The sequence below is a fragment of the Roseibium sp. TrichSKD4 genome, assembly GCF_000148725.1.
Taxonomy (GTDB): domain Bacteria; phylum Pseudomonadota; class Alphaproteobacteria; order Rhizobiales; family Stappiaceae; genus Roseibium.
The window spans coordinates 238,178-258,767 of record NZ_GL476304.1; the positions used below are offsets into that span (position 1 = coordinate 238,178).

Genomic DNA, 20,590 nt, shown 5'->3' on the forward strand with positions numbered 1-20,590 from the left:
CTAAAAACGCTTCGTGCGATGCGGATCGTTAATCGGTGTGGAGCTGTGTTTCTTGCCGGAGCTGCCGGAGCAATCGCCCTACGCAACCAAGGCTGAAGATGCTTACCTTTTAAGGTCAGAGATCGAAGCGGCCATGCTCGGTATTTTTCTTCAGCAAGCCAGCAGGGAACACACGACCGTTCATAGCCCCCCAAACGCCAGGTTCTAAAAGCTGTGCGGCTATAACCGCGCTGCCGAGATTGAAGCCTCCGTCTGACGCTGAGAGGGAAAACGGTCGCATTGCACCCGTGAGGACAACAGTTTTGCCTGGAAGTTGGCCTTCCAGAAACCGAGCTGTCACATCCATTGTCCCTGTTCCATGCGTGATGACCAAAGCGTCTTCAGCACTGCTGGCGGCGGCTTGAAGGATGGCTTGTCGATCTGCATCGTCGAAATAAAGGCTGTCCTTCATCAATAGAACTTCAACAACCGGAAAGTAGCAGCGACCAAGTTCCAGAATCTGAGAAAGGTGACTTTCGCCGTTGCTATCAAAGCTCAAAGCCTCGGTTTGCATGTTATGAACTTTGTCGATTGTGCCACCTGTGGCGATGATCCGAAGGTCTTTCATTTAGCGTCCACCAGATCAAGGATGGTTTGCGCCACATAAAGGTCTTGGACAGATAGCCCGGAACTGTCGAACACGGTTATGTCTTCGGGTGTCGTTCGTCCGTTCGTTTTGCCCGACAGAACCTCGCCAATCGCCGTAAGCTCTGTAGAATCTAGCGCATTTTGAAACTCACCGATCTGTCTGGATTGCGCGGGCAGATCGCAGAACAGATGGGCACGCTGAAAGAGTTCTGGCGGTAATTCTTGTTTCCCTGTCGAATCTGATCCCATGGACGCAACGTGCGTACCTGGCTGCACCCATGCAGCGTCGAACAATGGCGCATTTGCTGGCGTCACGGTGACGATCATATCTGCTGCGTGGCACGCCTCTTCGGCCTCCATCAATTCAGCGAGAATGCCTTCTTCATTGAGTGCAGAGACGAACTGAGCGCCTTTGTCTGGATTTCTGGTCACCACCAACACTCGCTTTAGATCGCGGATACGTGCGAGCGCTCTGACCTCGTATTCGGCCTGATGACCTGCCCCAAACACGGCGAGCGTTTGAGCACCTGCCCGTGCAAGAACATCGGCTGCGACAGCATTGGCCGCGGCTGTTCGGTAAGCGTTGAGCTTTCCCGCCTCCACCGCAGCTCCTATGCGCCCGCAACTCTGATCAAACAACAAAATGATCGAGTTGTGACGCGGCACGCCAAGCGCATCATTGCCAGGCCAGTAGGAACCGACTTTGAGGCCTGCCAATTCAGCGACGGCAGAGGACTTGATAGCATAGCTATTGGTGGGTTCGCTCCCATGCGCCAGAACCACGGGAAATATCGTGGCACTTTCGCTTGCAGCGATAAGAGCTGATTTAACAGCCTTGTACGCTATTTCATGGGACGTAAGCTTGGCTGAGACTTCTTCGGGGATGTAACGCATGGATATTTCTCCTACCAACCACCAAACCGTGGCCAGGCATGCAAGCCGGCCTCTTGATCTGCGGGAATGACATTGTATTGAGTGAATTGAGCGGCCATGGCACAGGCATGGTTGGGCAAGATGCGAAGACGAGTGCCTAACGGAAGGGCTTGAAGCTGACCTTTACTACCTGGCCTGAGCGCAATGATCCCGTGTTCCTGATTTGCTTTGATGACAATAAGGTCTGGGATCACCTGCCCGGCTTCGTCACAGACAACGCCGTAACCCTGGTCGAGACGTTGATTTGATGTGCCACGATCTTGCGATAACGCCATCCAACCCGCATCGACAATGATCCATCCCTTCTCTCGTTGGTGGCCGATAACGGTTGTCAGAACGGAAAGAGCGATGTTGTCAAGATCGCAAACACCAATGCCAGCTTGAACTAGGTCGAAGAACGCATAGACACCTGCGCGGACTTCAGTCACACCGTCCAGGTTACGGGCAGAATGTGCTGTTGGCGTTGATCCGATGCTGACAACAGGGCTAGGCATGCCTGCATCCCGCAACGCTTTAGCGGATTGAACAGCAGCATCACGTTCCCGGTCGGCAAACATCTTATGACCGTGACGGCCTTCGATTTCATAGCTTTCACCTGCGTGCGTAAGAACACCGCGAAGCTCTGCAGCCCCTTCATCCAAAACGCGACCGATCTCAAGCAAGATTGGATCGCCGGGTGCAACACCGCTGCGGTGCCCGTCACAATCCAACTCAATAAGGGCTGGAATAGCCAAGCCGAGGCGAGCGGAAGCATCTGCAACGGCTTGGGCTTGAGCAACACTATCGAGAATGACAGCAAGATCGCAGCCCTTTGACCGAATGTCCGCCACTCGGTCGAGCTTCTGAGGCGTGATCCCTACGGCATAGATCACGTCCTTGATCCCCGCTCCTGCAAAAACTTCTGCTTCTATGAGAGTGGAAACTGTGGCCGGACCAGTACCATCCGTCAGTAAACGGCGCGCAACCTCTATAGATTTAACTGTTTTAAGATGGGGGCGCAAAGAAACGCCCAGACTGTCTACTTGGCTCGCAAGACGTCGGATATTCCGCATCATCTTGGCTTCATCAAGAATGAGTGCAGGCGTCTGCAAATTTTTGAGTTGGAATTCTTCGAATGACATTGCAGCTCCTGCACGTAATATTAGACTTTTAGCAGTTTTCTAAGTCAGTTTCTATTAACACTAACTGCATTTTGAATTAAGTTGGCCTTAATGCTGGAAACACCTGATCTGAAATTTTTCACGACATTGGCTGCGGCGGCGTCATTAGCTGCGGCAGCACGTGAATTAGGAGTTACACCGTCTGCGGTGTCTCAACGCCTGGCTCAAATTGAAGCGCGGCTTGGGCTTCGTTTGATTGAGAGAGGTCGTGGGCCACTTGTATTGACCGCTGATGGTGACAGGCTCGCCCGCCGAGCTAAGATGGTTCTTACCGATCTCTCACGACTTAACGATGAGCTTGTTGCTTCACGCGGGGACGTGGCAGGTCCGCTTCGTATCATCGCGCCCTTTGGTTTTGGCCGCATCCACATTGCGCCAATCATCGGAAAGTTCGCTCAAGAGTATCCAGAAATAACGCCAGACCTAGTATTGAGCGATGACCCTTACGGTGCGGCAGCGTCGGACAATTGGGATATCATCATACATATCGGCCAACTTGCTGATTCAACCTTGGTTCAGCGGAAGCTGGCGTCAAATAAACGCTTCCTTTGCGCTTCGCCGGACTATCTCAGAGCGCACGGAGAACCCGCTCACCCTGATGAGCTTCATAAGCACGCTTGCGGTGTTATTCGCGAAGATCAAGCCGATGTAACAATGTGGGGTTTTACAGACCCAGAAGGCTCTCGACATTCAATCCGTATCCGCCCAGCCTTCACGAGTAATGATGGTGAAGTGGTCAAGGCCTGGGCATGTCAGGGTTTAGGAATTGTGATGCGTTCTGAATGGAATGTAGCCGCTGAGTTGAGGGACGGCAGATTGCGGCAAGCTCTTAAGAAGTTTGCCCTTCCTGATGCTGATATTGTCATGCTTCTTAGTCCAAAGACGCTCAGAACTGAGCGTATTAAACGCTTGGTGGAAAGGCTCGTTGAAGGGGTACCTCAAAAGATCTGATAGTTTTCTATCGCCGGATTGCAGCTCTGTTGAGAGATGCGGGTTCCGGCACAGGTTCGTTTTGTGTCGGTTGAGCCACTGCTCAGCCCTGTCAATCTGATCTCGAATTTTGGAGGCACTCTGTGGATGGGTGGTCAACGCGGCTGTGTTGGCAATAATCAACACAATGGTAGAGTTGGAGATGTAGTCCACGGTCTTGTGCACGCGACTGATCCGAGGATGCCTCATCATCACCATGATGACAGATGTAAACCAGGGTTGGATTGGGTCATAGTCGGCGGCGAAACCGGCAAAGGTGCCAGACCGATGCACCCTGGCTGGGTCCGGTCAATCCGGGACCAATGCGCCGCCGCTGGTGTTCCGTTTTTCTTCAAACAATGGTGCGATTGGCTACCGTGGGAACCGGAATATGGTCCCTGCTGGAAATCGCAAAACGGCAAGTCCGAAGACCGACACGTCTTATTCCCCTCCGACATAGATAACGATCCCAAATGGAACGATGGCCTTTCATTCATCAATGAAGGACTGGACCACGCTGCGTTTCAGAAGGTCGGAAAGAAGACGGCCGGCAGAATGCTCGATGGTGTCATTCATGACGGCTATCCGCTGTCGTTCGCAGCGTAGTCAGAAAGGTTCGATAGATGCCGCGCGACCCGCAACAGTAGAGGCCCGATAGATGATTTCTACGAAGGTAAATCGAAATTCTTCATATTCAGTAACATCTTACAACTTGCATTAAATGCGCTCCAAAATACGAGAACAAAGAGAACACAGAGATAGAACAGGTGGCCTAGACATGCACGAAGTTACGATAATCAAAAGTCAGATCGAAGCCTAACCAATGACCGAGATCATCATCCATCACGGCGCCAGTGAAGCCCTGCAGAAGCTTTCCGTTCTGGAAGCAGCAGGTAACGGCGAAATGCTGTCCTCAGAACAAGAACAGCTGTTGCTCAAGATGATGGATGACTACCGACCTCTGATCCGGCTGAGCAATCTGGAACCTGTCAGACGATCAGACATCATCGAAATGATCGAGGTCTTGAGGCAGGAAGCCCGATTCATGGTTGGGAGCAGGCAACGCCGCGCCATCATCGCATTGAACAAGGTCAGAGCCAGAGGCTTTGACCGGATCGACTTAAACCGATTTCGAGAAGATCAAAACGCCGAGGAATGGGAAGAAAACGCAAGCCCGGAACTTGACGAAGAAACGATACACCAAGCGTTGACAGGATAGGAACCAGTGTCACCTCGCCCGATTCTCGTAAACCAGAAGGAAGCAGCGGCCATGCTCGGCATGTGCGTAAAAACCTTCGTGCGTTTACGGAACCGGGATTTCCGACTTATGCCCGCTGTTATCCCATAAACCGATATGGAGCGATATTTGGTCTCAGACCTTGAGGCTTGGGCACAATCAGTAAAATATCCGGCGAGCCAAGATAATGGCGCCGGAGGCATGTGGGATGACGAAAGTGCGGCTTAAGGGGCTATCGATATATCAACGCCGCGGCAAGTGGTATGTATATTACCGCGCCAATCGGCATGCATTGGTGCAAGGCTTTGACGGCACGAGGGAAGAGCTGGACAAGCATTTGGCCTCCCCGGCTATCCTGAAACTGTATTCCGAAATTGCGGACCGTCCAAAGAACAAAGGATTTGGCACCCTTGGCGGTTTGTTTGAGTTCTACAAAACCAAAGAACGCTGGAAGAAGCTCGCACCGAGGACGAAAGCCGATTATCAGAAAGTGATTGATTGGCTGGAAGAGCGAAACCGCTTGAAGACACCAGTCATTGTCATTCGTCCGGCGGATATCGCCATGACACGTGACAAGGCCGCACAAGACAAATTTCCGAAGTTCTCGAATGAAACCCTGGCACTCCTATCCGCCGCGTTCTCAACCGGTGTCGAATATGGATATGCCGGACTGAAGACGAATTCGGTTCTTGGGATAAGACGCCTGCACAAAAACTCAAAGGCTGCGAACCGCAGATGGACGATTGAGGAGTGGAACCGGGTCTGGTCAGTAACACCAGATCATTTGAAGATGGTTCTAGGGCTCGCGCGGTGGACAGGTGCCCGAGGTCAAGACATCGCCGTGTTGCGATGGGACCACCTCGAACGACAAGGCGAGACGTACACTTTCCTTGAGTACATCGCCAAGAAAAATCAGGCGGAGTGTGTTGTCGAAATCCCTGCCAGCCTGAACGCGCTTCTACAGTCAGAAACGCGCTTGACTCTGACAATCTGCAAGAACTCGAAGGGACGCCCCTATCCATCGGAAAACGCGATGCGAAAGGTTTGGCAGGAGTTCAAAGCAAGTGCTGAGTTCAAAGAAGCTTGCCCCAGCGGCCAAGATCTGACTTTGCATGGCTTGCGGGTGACCTATGCCAGTGAACTTCGAGAGAAGGACTTCACAGACGAAGAGATCGCGCGAGCGATTGGTGATAAATCCACAGCTATGGGCAAGCACTATGGGCGGGGTGCAGATGCGCGGAAATTTGCGCGGAAAGTCAGGGAAGCTATGGACCGCTGAGAACGTCAGATGAACAGAATTTGCCTAACACATCGGATCAAATTGCCTAACATCTGAAATCTGCTCTTGACCAAATCTGCCAAGTCGTTGATAAGCCTGATCTCACACCACATCGGGGCCCTGTGGCGGAGTGGTGACGCAGCGGATTGCAAATCCGTGTACACCGGTTCGATTCCGGTCGGGGCCTCCATCTTCTTCCATTCAGTTCTTGTTCTCACGCTTTTGTCCCTGCCCTTTGGACAGGCTGGCATGCGAGCGCGCATGGAAGAAGGTTCGGTCGCCCGTCATGACCAAAGCAAACTCATCAATCTCCCCAATCACAGCGTCAGTTGCCCGTGCAAGGCCTGATTTGGGCCGCATCGTTCGTCGAGCCTCGACAAGAATCGCCCGCGCTTCCCGCAGCTTTGCCATGACTTGCTCTTGATCGAAATCCAGCGGTGTTCGCGTTCGTCGTGGTGCGGTCATGGACATAAGGCTCCAGCACAGGTGATATGTTCTTATTTTGTTCTTTTTGAAGTTAGCATGATGAACTGTCAAGGCAAACGATGGTCGAGTTCTGACACTTGCCCAGCGCGGCAAACAAATTCGTCGCCTTCGTAAAAACCCTTGCCGCACATAGCCCACCCCGGATACGCATTTTCCATTAGGACACAAAACGCGGGTGATGTGCGCGCATGTTTGGATTGAAAACGGGGAAACAAATGCAACACGGTGGAGACCTTTCTGCAGCCATGGAGCGTTTTGGCGGTGCGCCGGACGGCTGGCTGGACCTTTCCACCGGAATCAACCCCCACGCCTATCCCCTACCCGATCTGTCTTCGCCAGACATTTGGGCCCGCTTGCCGGGACAAGCCGAAATGGATCATCTGTTGACACAGGCGCGGCAGGTTTACCGGGTTCCGGACCATCTTGGGTTGGTAGCTGCGGGCGGTACACAGGCGTTGATTTCCTTGTTGCCGCATGTTTTGCCCGAAGGCGACGTTGCCTTGGCCGTTCCAACCTATCCAAGTCATGCACACGCTTGGTCTCGTGCAGGTCGAACACCTTCCGAACTGTCCAGCGTCTACGCTTTGCCGGCCGATGCGCGCATCGTCATTGTCGTGAATCCGAACAACCCAGACGGACGACTGGTGGATGTGAAAAGCCTGCTTGAGATTGCACGCACGCTGAAAGACCGTGGTGGCTATTTGGTTCTCGACGAAGCCTTTGCAGAAGTGATCCCCGGCTCCAGCATTCTTCCACATATCACCGATGAGCCCATCGTGGTTTTGCGTTCGTTTGGAAAGTTTTTTGGACTTGCCGGTCTCCGACTTGGTTTTCTGGCAGGCCCAAAAGAGATTACCTCGCAGGTTTCGGCCAATCTGGACAGCTGGTGCGTTTCCGGCCCAGCGCTTCTTGTGGGTACAGCTGCACTGGCAGACACGGCATGGCAAACCTCAATGGCGCGCCAACTCTCTGATGAAATGGCCGATCTGACAATCTGTCTGGCTGAAAACATGCTGACGGTTTTTGGCGGTACGCCTCTCTATGCACTGGCAGCAACGCGAGATGCGGCTGGGCTTCACACTGCATTGGCCCACCAGCATATCTGGACGCGCATCTTTGACTATGCGCCCACCTGGATCCGGATCGGATTACCGGGTTCAAAAGAGAATATGGAGCGTTTGTCAACCGCTCTTGCGCAAGCCCTGAAAGCTGCTTAACCAGAGCGAATGCTATTTGATACACATGCACTTTGGCTTCTGCTTGCCGTGCTTTTTCTGGATGCGGTAATCGGTGACCCGGATTGGCTTTGGCGTCGGTTACCGCACCCAATTGTCGGGATCGGCAAAATCGTTTCCCGTCTGGACGCTGCCCTAAACCGGGCCGACTTGCCCAGCGCTCGCAAGCGTGCCCATGGGGTACTGGCGTTGATTGTTCTCGTTATTATGGGGTTTGGGTCCGGGTATGGGCTTCAAACCCTTTTTACCGCCCTGCCCTTTGGCGAAGTATTGCTGGTCGTTGTCGCTGCAATTTTCATTGCGCAAAAAAGCCTTTCCGATCATGTATTAGCTGTTTACTCCGCCTTACGCGACACGGGTCTAGTGGACGGGCGTAAAGCTGTGTCGATGATTGTCGGGCGTGACCCAAACCAGCTGGATGAAGCTGGCGTTTCCCGCGCAGCAATAGAATCGTGTGCAGAAAACTTCTCCGATGGGATTGTCGCGCCTGTCTTCTGGTTTGCCGTTTTGGGCCTACCTGGTCTTCTGGCCTATAAGGCCATCAATACAGCTGACAGTATGATCGGCCACAAGAACGAGACTTACGGCGACTTTGGATGGGCTTCGGCGCGGTTTGATGATCTGGTCAATCTGCCTGCGTCCCGGCTTTCAGGCCTCTTCATTGCGCTCGCTGCCCCCATCGTCAAAGGCTCTGTTTTCACGAGCCTGAAAAGCATTGCGAAAGATGCAAGCAAACACCGGTCTCCCAATGCAGGTTGGCCGGAGGCTGCAATGGCAGGCGCTCTTGGAATTGCGCTCGCCGGTCCCCGGGCCTATGCGGGCTATTCGGTAGACGAACCTTATCTCAACGAGACCGGCCGCAAAAACGCGTCAACCAATGACATTCGGCGCGCTGTTTTGGTCGTCTGGGGTGCATGGGGTGTGATGACTGTTTTCGTGACCGTGCTAGCGATTGGCAGCTGAAAGCACCGGGGGTCATGGATTCCCCCGGTACTTTGTGTTCATTGTTCAGGACTTTCCGGCAATCAGGTGATCCATGTAATCCTCCATGGTGATTTCACCTCCTGCCGACTGCGTTCGTTCGCGGTCCTCGGCCCCAAGAGAGCCCTGGACAAAGTCTATCCGCTTCCAGCTCGGATGGGGTTGATCTCCGCAAGCGTCAGGAACATAGGGACTGGCTTCCACGCGGTTGTAGCGATGAACATAGCGGGCACAGTTCAGGAAGCAGTGTTCTACCTCTACTTCCACAACAGCAAATGCTCCCGGGTAAAGATCCAGCTCGGGCCCTTGCCGCACCAGACGTGCTTCGCCTTGTACCCGCACCCTGTTTGGCGTTTCAAAGTCAATGAACAACATGCCGACCTTGCCTGTATCGGCGATGTTTCCAAGGCTCTTGAACATCCCGTTGCCATCGTAGGCAGGAAAGAGCAGCGTCTTTGGGCCTCTCACATGAACAATGCCGACAGGGCCTCCTTTGTAGCTGACGGTCGGACGGCCCACGCCGTCGACTGTTGAGAGAAAGAAGAAATCGCGGCTTTCGATAAAAGCTTGAGCGGGACCTTCAACGACGTCCCAGACAATTGCCTGCTCCACCGTGTCCGCCAGTTTTCTTGTTCCAAACTGCTCCTGCAACGAGCGTTGGGAGGTCGTGTAGAAAGACATCACAAGGCCTCCTCAAGCTGATCAACCGACCGTTCCTCTGCAGGCCCGGCAAAGGCTTCCAGAACGAGCCGAGTTACATCGGGGCGAAAATAATGTCCGGCAGGATCGGCAAAGACCTTCGCTCCCTCGATCATGGCGAGGTCGATCTCAGCTATTGCCAATCCTTCTTCCGTATCGGGGATCGGGTCGGTCAGCCGATAACCGTCAGGGCCAAAGACTGCGGCAGACCCACCTCCGGCAAAGACGATATTCCGCAGGTCCGGATTGCCCATAGTGATAGCCTCTAGGCTTTCCTCCGAAATCACCGAATTGGGAGCAATCACGAAGCAGCCGCCTTGCATGGCATAGCTCTGGCTTTCTGCCATGTTTGCCTCGGCTGAAAGCGCATAGGCCTGCCGCATGCCCTTGAACATGCCGAAGGACGGCCAGCAGGCAACATGTATCTCTTCGCCCAGCTGATACATGCCCTGACGATTGACTGGCTGGATGTTTTCCCAACAGCACAGACCGCCAACCTTACCAAAAGGCGTATCCACAACCTTGATATCCGTTGCAGGGCCCTCGCCCCACACGGTGCGCTCCATGTGGGTGGGTCTCAGTTTTCTGCGTGACAGGACGATCTCGCCCCGATCATCTACGAGGGCTTGCGAACAATAGATGCTGCCCCGGTCCCGCTCTGCAAAGCCCATCATGACCCACATCCGGTTAGTTCTCGCTGCCTCGCATATCGCGGCCATTTCAGGACCATCGAGTGTAATTGCATTCACCCGGTGCTTCATGACCACATCCATGGCGACCATTGGCGCCTGAAGCCAGATCGTGAACGGGTATCCCGGTAGCCAGACTTCTCCGAACGCGACCAGCTGTACGCCCTTGCCAGCTGCGTCCTCGATGATCGTCAGTGTTTTTTCAAGCGTGCCTTTGGCATCCATCCACACAGGTGCGGCCTGAACAGCTGCAACTTTCACCATGTCTTCCTCCCTGTTTGAAAACAGATGGAAGAATGAGAGGTCGCAGGTCGGTGCAGAAGTCCCCGAACGGGGACCATTGACGGCGGAATACGGCTAAGCCACTTCAAGATCCTGCCGCCAGCGGGCAGCCATTGCGCCGCGGCTGGTTGTACCGAATATCCTGTTCAGGGCTTTCAGATGTTTGCGTACGGCGGCTTCCCCGGTGTGCAGCTCTTCGGCAATTTCACGATTGGAAAGTCCGGCCGAGGCTAGCCGCGCAACTTCGTTCTGGCGAGACGTCAAGGCATGATGCTGTTTCGGCAGTCGAATGAGGGCGGTGGAAAGCGCCGATGCCTGAATGCTCAGTTCCGCTATCCCCCGAAAGGACAATTTGGCCTTTGTGGTCCGCGTAAGCGCACCAAGGTAAAGCACGCCCGAGAGACGCGAAGAATCGTAAAGCGGCAGTGCGGCAAAACCTGTCAGACCGAATTCGCCCGACACCCGTCTGAAAAGAATGCTCTTTTCCCAACGGTCGCCGAGCAGCGTTTCTGTGGAGGATGGCAGACCGGTCTCCAGAAGGTCCGCAAGCACCGGATCGACCGGAATACCGCTGATTTCGTACCGGCGCACAAACTGGTCGGGCATTCCACGAATGACACCGCAATCAAACTTACGGTCTGCCGTGAACCGATAGAGGCCCACGCTGTCCATGCCGGAGTTCTGCAGAGCGGAATCGGCCAGCATTTCAAACTCGGAACGCATGTCTTTTGGAGGAGCAAGCATGGTGTATCGCCCTCACAGCCGTTTGCATGTGCTCTCAAGCGGATCACCTTTGAGCAACTCAACATTAGCTGAATAAGTTTCGTAAGGGTAGAACCAGATTGAAAACCACCTTGCTACCGATAATATGGAGTTAAGTCGCCTAATTACACGCGCTTCATGCGCGTCAATTTGCGATTCAGGTGGCGTTCGCGCAGGAAGACGATGAGTCCGCCTGCCAAGATGAGCAGCATGCCCAGCCCTGCAACGCTGTCCGGCCATTCCCCCCAGAACATCCAGCCAAACAAGACAGCGATTGGCAGGCCCAGATACTCAAACGGAGCAACAACAGCCACATCAGCTGAGCTGTATGCCTTGCTAAAAGAATATGCCCCAACACCCGAGCATATCCCCAGCAGCAAAAACAGGTAGATATCGTTGCCCTCAGGCCAGATCCACGCCCGCAGAACAAAGTGAAGGCTCGGATTGTCCAACCCTTCCGCATACCGCCCGTCTCCAGCAACCAAAAAGAAGCCGAGGGATACAAACAGAAAGATGATCTGCAGATAAACGGTCATGACAGACGCCTTCACCGTCATCCCGAGTTTGCGTGTCACGATCTGCCGAGCCGCATAACAGGCAGCCGCCAGAACTGGCAACAAAAGCACAAGGTGACCGCCTTCAACAGGCTCACCCTCCCAAGGCCGCAACATAACGATGACCCCGGCAAATCCGATCAGCACCGCACTCAAACGAAACAGCCCTACTCGCTCCTTCAGAAATGGCACGGACAAGACGGTTATCATCAATGGGGCGGCGAAAAAGAGCGCTGTTGCCTCAGCCAATGGAAGCGCGGCAAGCCCCATGAAAAACAGAATATTGGCAACAACCAGAAAGCCGCCTTGCAGGAACAAGAGCCCATATCGTTTGGCGCGTAACTGTGTAAAGCCACCTTCCAGATGCACGAACCACAACACGATGGGCAAGCCGATTAAGGATCGGAAAAACACCATCTCATGCAAGGGATAACCGCCGGACAGCTTTTTGATCAGCATGTCGTTCACTGAAATCACCAAAACGGCGATCAACATGAAGCCAATGCCAACGGATACCGAGTTCTGTGCAGGGCTGGTCGCGGACTGTGTCATTCTTCTCGCTTACGCCCGTTTCAAAACCGCGTCCAAGCAAAATAATTGATGAAACTCATTCAAGAGCTTGAATGGGCAATATTCAAAACCGCATCAATATCAAGCGCGTTTTCCAGATGGTCGGCCAGATCATCGAGCACGGCATCAATGCGCGCTTCATAAGCCAGCTCTGACACATCGCCAAAGCCGGATAAATAGACCTTCCGGAAGCTGTCATCAGTGAACAGGCCATGGAGATAGGTACCGATCACTCGGCCATCAGCCGATGTAGCCCCATCGAGTTTGGGACGGCCGGTCTCATCGCGCAAATGAAAGGCAGGGCGTGCGCAATCCAATCCCTCGGTCTGACCAATGTGGATCTCATATCCCTTGACTGGCGCACCGCTGGCCAGATGCTTGCCGCTGGTTTCAACCAAGGATTTATTCGGCGTGAGGACCGTGTCGACCGCGAGAAACCCGAGCCCCTCAATGGTTCCCGCTTCTCCTTCAATGCCATCTGGGTCAGAGATTGTTTGGCCCAACATCTGATAGCCACCGCATATTCCGATAATATGCCCGCCGCGCCGGTAATGGGCCTTCAGATCAATGTCCCACCCCTGTTTGCGGAAAAACTTCAGATCACCAATTGTAGACTTTGAGCCGGGCAACAACACGAGGTCTGCATCAAGCGGCAGAGGTGTGCCGGACTGAACAAGTTCAAGCGTCACACCCGGTTCCATGCGCAGCGGGTCCAGATCGTCGAAATTGGCAATTCGGGAAATTACCGGCACGACAATCTTGATCGCGCCATTGCCATCCCCCTTGGCCAGATCGAGCGCATCTTCTGCTGGCAGTTTGCCCGCATCTGCAAACCAAGGTACGACACCCAGTCCTTGCCAGCCTGTGCGGCTTTCAATCTCCCGCATCCCGTCGTCGAAAAGGGACACATCGCCCCGAAAGCGATTGATGAAAAACGCCTTGATCCGTGCCTGCTCGTCCGACTCCAGAACAGCATGTGTTCCGACGACAGACGCAATTACGCCGCCGCGATCAATGTCGCCGCACAAGATCACGGGAAGATTGGCTATCTCTGCAAAACCCATATTCGCAATGTCGCCCGCCCTAAGGTTGATTTCCGCCGGACTTCCCGCCCCTTCCACAAGCACCAGATCAGCTTCTGCCCGTAGCTTTTCAAAACTCTCCAACACCTTTGGCAGCAATTCAGCCTTGTGCTTGCCGTACTCCCGCGCACGCATGGTGCCAAAGCGCTTTCCCTGAACGATCACTTGCGCGCCGGTATCTGTTTCCGGCTTCAACAGAACCGGGTTCATATGCACGGTCAAAGGCGTGCGGCATCCCATGGCCTGCAGCGCCTGCGCCCGGCCTATCTCCCCGCTATCGGATGTAACGGCAGCATTGTTCGACATGTTCTGCGGTTTGAACGGGCGCACCTTCATGCCGCGGTTTGCAAACAGACGGCACAGACCGGCAACAATCAGGCTTTTGCCAACGTTTGAGCCAGTGCCCTGAATCATCAACGCAGGAGCGTGCGATTTTTCGCTCTTTCTCGTTGTTGACGGCATTAATTCAGTGCCTTTTTCAGCCAGAGACCATCCACGTCCATGCCGGTCAGTTTGTCGTCGCTCTCCACATAACCAAGCGAGCGGTAGAACCGCGCTGCCGTCACAGTGCTTTTCAGGCGAATTTCAGAGCGGCCATTGTCACGGACATAATCCTCAAGCGCCCGCATCATGGCCTTGCTCACACCAGTAAACCGCGCTTCCGGCAACACGTAGTTCAAGAGCACCTCGCCATCCGGACTGGCCATGGCGACGCCAATCACCTTCTGCATGTCTCTTGCAGCAACAACACGGCCTTGCCCCTCGATCCACTTTTCGACCCAGTCCGGGGTTTTGTTAGCAATCCACGGCTCGTATTTTTCAGGGTCACCGTCATGGTCTGCCGTGCACAGTTCAATGATCGATCGCCGCAAGAGTGCGGCAATCTCATAGCAATCAATGCTGTTGGCCCTGTTGACGGTAAATGGCATTCGCCTGCACCTAAAACTCTATGCCTTCCTGTGGCTTAACACCGGAACGGAACGGATGTTTGACTTGTGTCATGTCCGTAACGAGATCGGCGATCTCGATCAATTCGTCTTTGGCATTGCGACCGGTGATAACGACATGCACATCTTCCGGCTTCTCGTTTTTGAGAAAGTCGACGACCTCAGAAATATCGAGATAATCATAGCGCAGGACGATGTTCAGCTCGTCACACAGGACCAGTCGCTGCTCGCCGGACAGGATCATTTTCTTGGCCGCCTCCCAAGCCTGTTGGGCCGCCTCAATATCGCGCTGACGATCCTGTGTTTCCCAGGTAAAGCCCTCGCCCATGCGCTTGATGGTCACCAGATCAGAGAACCTTTCCAGAGCCATACGCTCGCCGGTCTCAATCCGCCCTTTCACAAACTGCACAACACCAACCTTGTGACCATGACCGAGCGAGCGGAACACCATGCCAAAGCCGGCGGTTGACTTGCCCTTACCTTTGCCGGTGTGGACAATGACCAGACCTTTTTCGATGGTCTTGGTCGCCATGATCTTGTCGCGCGCGGCCTTTTTCTTGCGCATTTTTTCCGCGTGGCGCTCGTTAAGTTCCTCTTCGGTCAAACCGTCCGTGTTTTTGTCTACCATTTATGATTTTCCTCCCGAAAAGGCTGTTTTCAATTCGTCCAGATGAGCATGAGTAGAATTGCGGCGCGGTGTCCAGAGGTCCCGCTGAATGGCTTCCTCGAACCGAATCAGAATTTCGCCATAAGCTGCCGGATTGGCGTCTTCCAGAAAGTCCCGTACTTCTGAATTATTCAGGTAAGCCTCGTAGAGCTGATGGAAGTGGTGATCCCCGACAGCCCGCGTTGTGGCCGAGAAAGCAAACAGATAGTCGAGAGTTGCCGCGATCTCAAAAGCGCCCTTATAGCCGTGGCGCATCACACCTGCGATCCATTTCGGATTGGCCGCTCTTGCGCGCACAACACGGCCAATTTCTTCTGACAAAGCCCGCACAACCGGGCGCTCCGGTCTAGAATGGTCGTTGTGATAGATAGCAGGCGCTTCGCCTTTTAGCGTGTCAACCGTTGCGGCCAGTCCGCCTTCAAACTGGTAATAATCGTCACTGTCGAGCAGATCGTGTTCACGGTTGTCCTGATTGTGCAGAACCGCGTCGACGGCACCAAGGCGTATTTCAAGCTCGCCGCGTGAGGCTGTGCCAGATGCTCCGCCGCCATAAGCATAACCGCCCCAAGTCAGAAACGCTTCAGCAAAGTCACCACGCTCTTGCCAGATGCCTTCATCGATCAGCGCTTGCAGTCCCGCCCCATAGGCTCCCGGCTTGGACCCAAACACGCGGAACCCGGCGCGCTGGGACGCCTCGGCTTCCGGCACCCCATCGGCCACAAGGGCCTGCATATCCGCCCTTACCCGAGCCGCGATGGGATTTGCGTCATCCGGCTCGTTCAGCTTGGCGACCGCACGAACGGCGCTGTCAAAAAGGTCCATCTGGTGCGGGAACGCGTCCCGGAAGAACCCGGACACCCGCAACGTGACATCAATACGAGGGCGTGCGAGTTCAGAAAGGCTGATGATTTCAAAACCAGTCACACGACCAGATGCAGGCTCCCAAACCGGCCTTGCGCCGATGAGTGCAAGAGCCTGCGCAATGTCATCACCGCCTGTGCGCATGTTGGCCGTACCCCAACAGGTCAGCACCAAAGCGCTGGGCCACTCGCCCTCGTCCTGAAAATACCGTTCCGCGACCAGCTGCGCTGATTTTCGCCCGAGCCGCCATGCGGTTTCGGACGGCACAGCACGCACATCAACCGAGTAGAAGTTTTTGCCCGTTGGCAAAACATCCGGGCGGCCACGGCTCGGCGCGCCAGATGGTCCTGGAGGCACGAACCCGCCTGACAATGCAGTCAGGACAGCCTTGGTTTCTTCTGTGCCTGAAGACGTAACAGCCGGGGTCAGGCTTGATGCCATTTCATCGAGAACGGTAATCGTCTGCACACAATTTTCGTGCACCCTTTTGTCGCCAGCGACAATCTTTTGCACGAGCAATTCAATGCGCTCGACAGTGTCGCCATTTGACCGCCACGGCGCATCGGATACGCTCTGCAAACAGCAGGGCTTGAGCCCCGCCCAATTGGCAGAAAAATCGCAGTCGAGCGGGTCAAAGTCATCAAGCCCAAGGTCTGCCGCCAAAGCACGGTGAAGGCTTTCCTGATGAGGTTCCTTGCCGCGCGGCACACGGACCAGAGCCACCAGCAAATCCGTCAGCAAGCCCTCCTTTGGGCTTTCACCAAGAATGTGCAGGCCATCGCGAATTTGCAGCTCTTTCAGATCACACAGATGTGCATCCAGACGCGCCAGCCGCGTATCCTCATCCATATCCGGCGTCAGGCCGATATCCTTGTCGAGACCATGCTGGCTGGCCAGAGCCAAAATATCCTGCGTCAACGCCTTCAGGCGGCGCGGATCGACACCGCTTGCCAGATAATATTCATCCAGCAGCGTCTCAAGCTCACCGGAGACACCATGGCTTTCTGCGCGTGTCAGCGGCGGTGTCAGATGATCGACAATGACCGCTGAGGTGCGCCGCTTGGCCTGCGCGCCTTCGCCGGGATCATTGACGATGAATGGATAGATGTTCGGAACAGGCCCTAGAACAGCTTCAGGAAAGCACCCTTCCGAGAGCGCCAGCGCCTTGCCGGGCAACCATTCCAGATTTCCGTGCTTGCCAAGGTGAATGACTGCATCCACGCCAAAATGCTCACGCAGCCAGATATAGAAAGCGAAGTAGTTGTGCGGCGGCACAAGGGCCGGGTCGTGGTAGGTCTCTTTCGGGTCAATATTGTAACCGCGTGCTGGTTGAATACCGACAACCTGATTGCCAAACTGGTGCAGAGCCAGCCGGAATTCATCACTGACCACAAATGGATCACTTTCCGGAAGCCCCCAACGCTCAATAACCGCGTTTTGGACGCTATCAGGCAGCTTACCGAATGATGTTCTGTATTCTTCCAGAGACAGGGCCTGATAAGCCCCGCGACTTTCGCGCCCCTCAAGCGCGTTCGTCGCACCAGCGCTGAGAATTGCCATTAGCTCCGCAGATGTTCTTGGAGCATTGCCAACCGAATACCCCGCTGCCGCCATATCTTGCAGAAGCTTGGCGCAAGATGCTGGCGTATCCAGCCCGACGCCATTTGTCATCCGGCCATCCTTGTTTGGATAGTTGGCCATGATTAGCGCGGTTTTCTTTACATCTGCAGGCCTATGCCCAAGCCTCGCCCAATTGGCGGCAAGCTGTGCGACGAAGGTAACCCGATCTGCAACCGGAACAAATTGAACCGGCGTTGATTGGGTCAGCGCGTCAAATGCACCTTCCTCTTTGAAGGAAACGGCGCGGGACAAAATCCGCCCGTCAACTTCCGGGAGTACCACATGCATCGCCAGATCACGGATTGAAAGGCCCTGATCGCTTTCCTCCCATCCTTCGCGAGAGTATGAGGAAAACACCACTTGCAGAACCGGCTTTCCCGGAGCATCAAGCGGCGTTCCAGTATGCGGCGCACCTGCCTTTGAAACGGCAAATGCCGTAGCGTTGATGACCACATCCGGCTGGGCATCGTCGAACAAGCTCGACAACACACCGATGCTCTCAGCCTCTTTCAAACTGGCAACAAAAACCGGCAGCGCATTGACCCCGGCTCGATCCAAAGCCTTGACGAGCGCATCAACTGGCGGGGTCTGCGCGCCTTGCACCAAGGCTCGGTAAAACACGATTGCCGCAACCGGACCATTTAGATGGTTCCAGTTGGACTTGAGCGCGGCAAAATCAGAGAGCGTTTGTCCGGACCAATAGACCCCTGCCCGTGGCAGTGGCACCGGGTGTGCGGGTTCTTCAGCACCGCCAATCAGATGGGACGCGAATTGCAGCGCGTTGGCGTAGTTTTGCGTGCCACCTTCCACCAAATAGCGCCACAGGCGGTGGGCCTTTTCGACATCTATCGTGGATCGGCTTGCGAGATCAGGGTCCCATTTGTCGTCACCGGGCAAGACAACAAGGCCGACATCTCCGGCCCGCGCTTCTTCTTCCAGCCGCTCCACTCCATATTGCCAATAGGCGGCCCCTCCCAAGAGCCGCAGGACAACGAGTTTTGAGCCCTTCACTGTTTGATCGGCATAAAGGTCTACCGAATAAGGGTGCTGGAGCGCCATAATGCTTGCCAGCCGAAGGCTTGCGGGTTCGCCCTTCGCCTCGTTTAACCGCGCCTGAGCTGCCGCAAGGCTGCCAAGCTCGGTGTCGGCAGCAGACAGAAATACAAGATCGGCCGGGTCTTGGCCGAGGTCGACCGCATCCCCACCATCGTCAATTCGGCGGGTCTGGCTGGCAAGAATATGCATAAAGGATCAGGCCGCTTTTCTGTGGGCGCCGAGCAATCCGCTGATCGCGGCAAGGTCCATGCCCTTCAGGCCAATCACAACGAGCTGACCCGCCTTGTCTGCTCCGGCAGCAAACCAGGTTTCAACACGTGGCCCCACCGCCTGAACCATGGCTGGCGCGGCTTTCCCTTCAATCGCCACAGCACCTTTGATACGCAGCACGCCCTTTTGCCCCATGGCCTCCAGAACCTTGGCTTCTGCCTCCTTCAGACTCGCAAAGGAAGCTACCGGCAGAACGTGACTTTCAAAATCATCATGGTGATGATGGTCATGATGGTGATGGTAACCCTCGTGGTCGTGGTCATGGTCGTGATGATGATCATCATCGTGGTGATGGTGATGATGCTCATGGCGGGCAGCCATGTCATTTTCTGCGCCAGAACCCCGCCCGAGCAACACTTCGATCGGCAATAGGCCTTTTTCCGAGGAGACCATATGGACGTTTGCACGAAGGTCTTTTGCAATTTGTTCTTGAACCGCAGTCAGCTTTTCTGAAGCCACAAGATCGGCCTTGTTCAAAACCACAAGATCCGCGCAGCGCAGCTGGTCTTGAAACAGCTCTTCTACGGGACTTTCATGGTCGAGCGCTTCATCTTTCGCACGCTGTGCCTCCAGCGCGGCCTCATCCATTGCGATGCGGCCTTCAGCGAGCGCGGCGGCATCCAGCACCGTTACCACACCATCAACCGTGACTTTTGGTTTGACCGACGGCCACGAGAACGCACGGACCAAAGGCTGAGGAAGGGCGAGCCCAGATGTTTCGATGACAATGTGCTCCGGTGGGTTTTCCCGCGCCAGCAGTATTTCCATGGTCGGGAGAAAGTCGTCTGCCACGGTGCAGCAAATGCAGCCATTGGTCAGTTCCACCACCTCTTCTGCGGCGCAGTCCGGATCGGCGCAGCCGTTGACCAGTGACCCATCAAAGCCCATATCGCCAAACTCATTGACAATCAGGGCAATCCGCTTTCCGTCCGCGTTTTGCAGAAGGTTGCGGATCAAGGTCGTCTTGCCGGCACCGAGAAATCCGGTGACGATGGTTGCCGGGATTTTTTGACCTGTTGTCATAGTGTTATCTCTGGTTCTTTACGTGGTTTGAGAAGTATCGGCTGCCCCGCAGCGACAAATACAACTTGCGCGCTTGCTGCGGCAATATCCTGATTAAGACGGCCTTGCACGTCCCGAAACGCCCTGGCGAGGCGGTTTTCCGGCACGATCCCGTGCCCGACTTCGTTCGACACAAAAACGCAAGGGCCCTGCAGCGTCGGCATTTGTTGCGTCAGCCGCTCGGCTTCTGCCGCAACGTCTTTCTCTTCATAGAGGAGATTGTTCAACCAAACTGTCAGGCAATCGATGAGAATGACACGACCCGGAGCAGCGTGAGTTTCCAGAGCTCCCGCGATATCGAGAGGCTCTTCAATTGTGGTCCATCCACTCCCACGCTGCTGTTTGTGGCTTTCCACCCGCGCAGTCATTTCCGCGTCGAAGGGTACGCTGGTTGCCAAATACACCCGCTCAAGACCGGATTGGAGACATAAGTCTTCTGCAAACCGGCTTTTGCCAGAGCGAGCACCACCAAACACCAGAGTAGAGCGCGCGCCGCCCGAATAGGCCCGGCCGGGCATGCTAAAGCGCGCCCAGTGCATTTAGAGACCAATTTGGTCGTCTT

The 20,590-nt window shown here is 54.8% G+C and carries 20 protein-coding genes, 1 tRNA gene and 1 pseudogene; 8 read left to right on the forward strand and 14 right to left on the reverse strand.

The annotated features are described in order from the left end of the window. Window positions 1-115: 115 nt before the first annotated feature. From TRICHSKD4_RS04045 to TRICHSKD4_RS04055, 3 genes are read right to left on the reverse strand one after another with little or no spacing between them, the layout of a single operon-like run. A complete protein-coding gene (locus TRICHSKD4_RS04045) occupies window positions 116-607 on the reverse strand; it encodes an asparaginase domain-containing protein (RefSeq protein ID WP_009466155.1) in 492 nt (163 codons plus the stop codon). After that, window positions 604-1,521, reverse strand: a complete 918-nt coding sequence (locus TRICHSKD4_RS04050; RefSeq protein WP_009466156.1) for an ornithine cyclodeaminase family protein — start codon at window positions 1,519-1,521, stop codon at window positions 604-606. The genes TRICHSKD4_RS04045 and TRICHSKD4_RS04050 overlap by 4 nt, the downstream gene beginning before the upstream one ends. 11 nt (window positions 1,522-1,532) lie before the next feature. Further along, window positions 1,533-2,681, reverse strand: coding sequence for an alanine racemase (locus TRICHSKD4_RS04055; protein ID WP_009466157.1), 1,149 nt, complete (start codon window positions 2,679-2,681; stop codon window positions 1,533-1,535). Between the two features lie 90 nt (window positions 2,682-2,771). Here TRICHSKD4_RS04055 and TRICHSKD4_RS32200 point away from each other — a divergent pair. From TRICHSKD4_RS32200 to TRICHSKD4_RS04080, 6 genes and pseudogenes are all read left to right on the forward strand, one after another. After that, window positions 2,772-2,945, forward strand: a pseudogene (locus tag TRICHSKD4_RS32200) (LysR family transcriptional regulator); the annotation flags it as partial. Between the two features lie 36 nt (window positions 2,946-2,981). Beyond that, window positions 2,982-3,671, forward strand: a complete 690-nt coding sequence (locus tag TRICHSKD4_RS04060) for a LysR substrate-binding domain-containing protein (protein ID WP_247642775.1) — start codon at window positions 2,982-2,984, stop codon at window positions 3,669-3,671. 36 nt (window positions 3,672-3,707) lie between these two features. Continuing rightward, window positions 3,708-4,295 carry a DUF5131 family protein gene (locus tag TRICHSKD4_RS27905; RefSeq protein WP_009466159.1) on the forward strand — a complete coding sequence of 196 codons (588 nt, stop codon included), beginning with the start codon at window positions 3,708-3,710 and terminating at the stop codon, window positions 4,293-4,295. 217 nt (window positions 4,296-4,512) lie between these two features. Continuing rightward, the gene (locus tag TRICHSKD4_RS04070; RefSeq protein WP_009466160.1) at window positions 4,513-4,908 is read left to right on the forward strand and encodes a hypothetical protein; all 396 of its coding nucleotides are present in this window, start codon (window positions 4,513-4,515) and stop codon (window positions 4,906-4,908) included. Window positions 4,909-5,134: 226 nt separating this feature from the next. Continuing rightward, window positions 5,135-6,205 (forward strand): tyrosine-type recombinase/integrase, encoded by a 1,071-nt coding sequence (locus TRICHSKD4_RS04075; protein ID WP_009466162.1) that lies wholly within the window; start codon window positions 5,135-5,137, stop codon window positions 6,203-6,205. 116 nt (window positions 6,206-6,321) lie between these two features. Further along, window positions 6,322-6,395: transfer RNA gene (locus TRICHSKD4_RS04080), tRNA-Cys, on the forward strand. Window positions 6,396-6,406: 11 nt separating this feature from the next. Here the strand turns inward: TRICHSKD4_RS04080 and TRICHSKD4_RS04085 are convergent. Beyond that, the gene (locus tag TRICHSKD4_RS04085) at window positions 6,407-6,670 is read right to left on the reverse strand and encodes a hypothetical protein (RefSeq protein ID WP_009466163.1); all 264 of its coding nucleotides are present in this window, start codon (window positions 6,668-6,670) and stop codon (window positions 6,407-6,409) included. A gap of 236 nt (window positions 6,671-6,906) precedes the next feature. On the opposite strand from TRICHSKD4_RS04085, the gene cobD reads away from it, so the two are divergent. Both cobD and cbiB read left to right on the forward strand, forming a co-directional pair. Beyond that, entirely contained in the window at window positions 6,907-7,908 is a 1,002-nt protein-coding gene (cobD, locus tag TRICHSKD4_RS04090) for a threonine-phosphate decarboxylase CobD (protein WP_040616274.1), read from the forward strand. Window positions 7,909-7,917: 9 nt separating this feature from the next. After that, a complete protein-coding gene (gene cbiB, locus TRICHSKD4_RS04095; RefSeq protein ID WP_009466166.1) occupies window positions 7,918-8,889 on the forward strand; it encodes an adenosylcobinamide-phosphate synthase CbiB in 972 nt (323 codons plus the stop codon). Between the two features lie 45 nt (window positions 8,890-8,934). Here the strand turns inward: cbiB and TRICHSKD4_RS04100 are convergent, their stop codons facing one another. From TRICHSKD4_RS04100 to cobU, 10 genes are all read right to left on the reverse strand, one after another. Next, window positions 8,935-9,588 carry a pyridoxamine 5'-phosphate oxidase family protein gene (locus TRICHSKD4_RS04100; protein WP_009466167.1) on the reverse strand — a complete coding sequence of 218 codons (654 nt, stop codon included), beginning with the start codon at window positions 9,586-9,588 and terminating at the stop codon, window positions 8,935-8,937. Beyond that, window positions 9,588-10,559 carry a carbon-nitrogen hydrolase family protein gene (locus TRICHSKD4_RS04105; protein WP_009466168.1) on the reverse strand — a complete coding sequence of 324 codons (972 nt, stop codon included), beginning with the start codon at window positions 10,557-10,559 and terminating at the stop codon, window positions 9,588-9,590. Before TRICHSKD4_RS04105 ends, TRICHSKD4_RS04100 begins: the two co-directional genes overlap by 1 nt. A gap of 93 nt (window positions 10,560-10,652) precedes the next feature. After that, entirely contained in the window at window positions 10,653-11,321 is a 669-nt protein-coding gene (locus TRICHSKD4_RS04110) for a helix-turn-helix transcriptional regulator (protein WP_009466169.1), read from the reverse strand. A gap of 143 nt (window positions 11,322-11,464) precedes the next feature. After that, window positions 11,465-12,445 (reverse strand): DMT family transporter, encoded by a 981-nt coding sequence (locus TRICHSKD4_RS04115; RefSeq protein ID WP_009466170.1) that lies wholly within the window; start codon window positions 12,443-12,445, stop codon window positions 11,465-11,467. Between the two features lie 59 nt (window positions 12,446-12,504). Further along, window positions 12,505-13,959 carry a cobyric acid synthase gene (locus TRICHSKD4_RS04120; protein ID WP_040616275.1) on the reverse strand — a complete coding sequence of 485 codons (1,455 nt, stop codon included), beginning with the start codon at window positions 13,957-13,959 and terminating at the stop codon, window positions 12,505-12,507. Between the two features lie 47 nt (window positions 13,960-14,006). Next, complete coding sequence (locus TRICHSKD4_RS04125; protein WP_009466173.1) at window positions 14,007-14,474, reverse strand: N-acetyltransferase; 468 nt, start codon at window positions 14,472-14,474, stop codon at window positions 14,007-14,009. A 10-nt stretch (window positions 14,475-14,484) separates the two neighbouring features. Continuing rightward, window positions 14,485-15,120 (reverse strand): cob(I)yrinic acid a,c-diamide adenosyltransferase, encoded by a 636-nt coding sequence (cobO, locus tag TRICHSKD4_RS04130; RefSeq protein ID WP_009466174.1) that lies wholly within the window; start codon window positions 15,118-15,120, stop codon window positions 14,485-14,487. Next, window positions 15,121-18,885 (reverse strand): cobaltochelatase subunit CobN, encoded by a 3,765-nt coding sequence (cobN, locus tag TRICHSKD4_RS04135; protein ID WP_009466175.1) that lies wholly within the window; start codon window positions 18,883-18,885, stop codon window positions 15,121-15,123. Between the two features lie 6 nt (window positions 18,886-18,891). After that, window positions 18,892-19,989 (reverse strand): cobalamin biosynthesis protein CobW, encoded by a 1,098-nt coding sequence (gene cobW, locus TRICHSKD4_RS04140; protein WP_009466176.1) that lies wholly within the window; start codon window positions 19,987-19,989, stop codon window positions 18,892-18,894. Continuing rightward, window positions 19,986-20,546 (reverse strand): bifunctional adenosylcobinamide kinase/adenosylcobinamide-phosphate guanylyltransferase, encoded by a 561-nt coding sequence (gene cobU, locus TRICHSKD4_RS04145; protein WP_009466177.1) that lies wholly within the window; start codon window positions 20,544-20,546, stop codon window positions 19,986-19,988. The genes cobW and cobU overlap by 4 nt, the downstream gene beginning before the upstream one ends. Window positions 20,547-20,590: the final 44 nt, after the last annotated feature.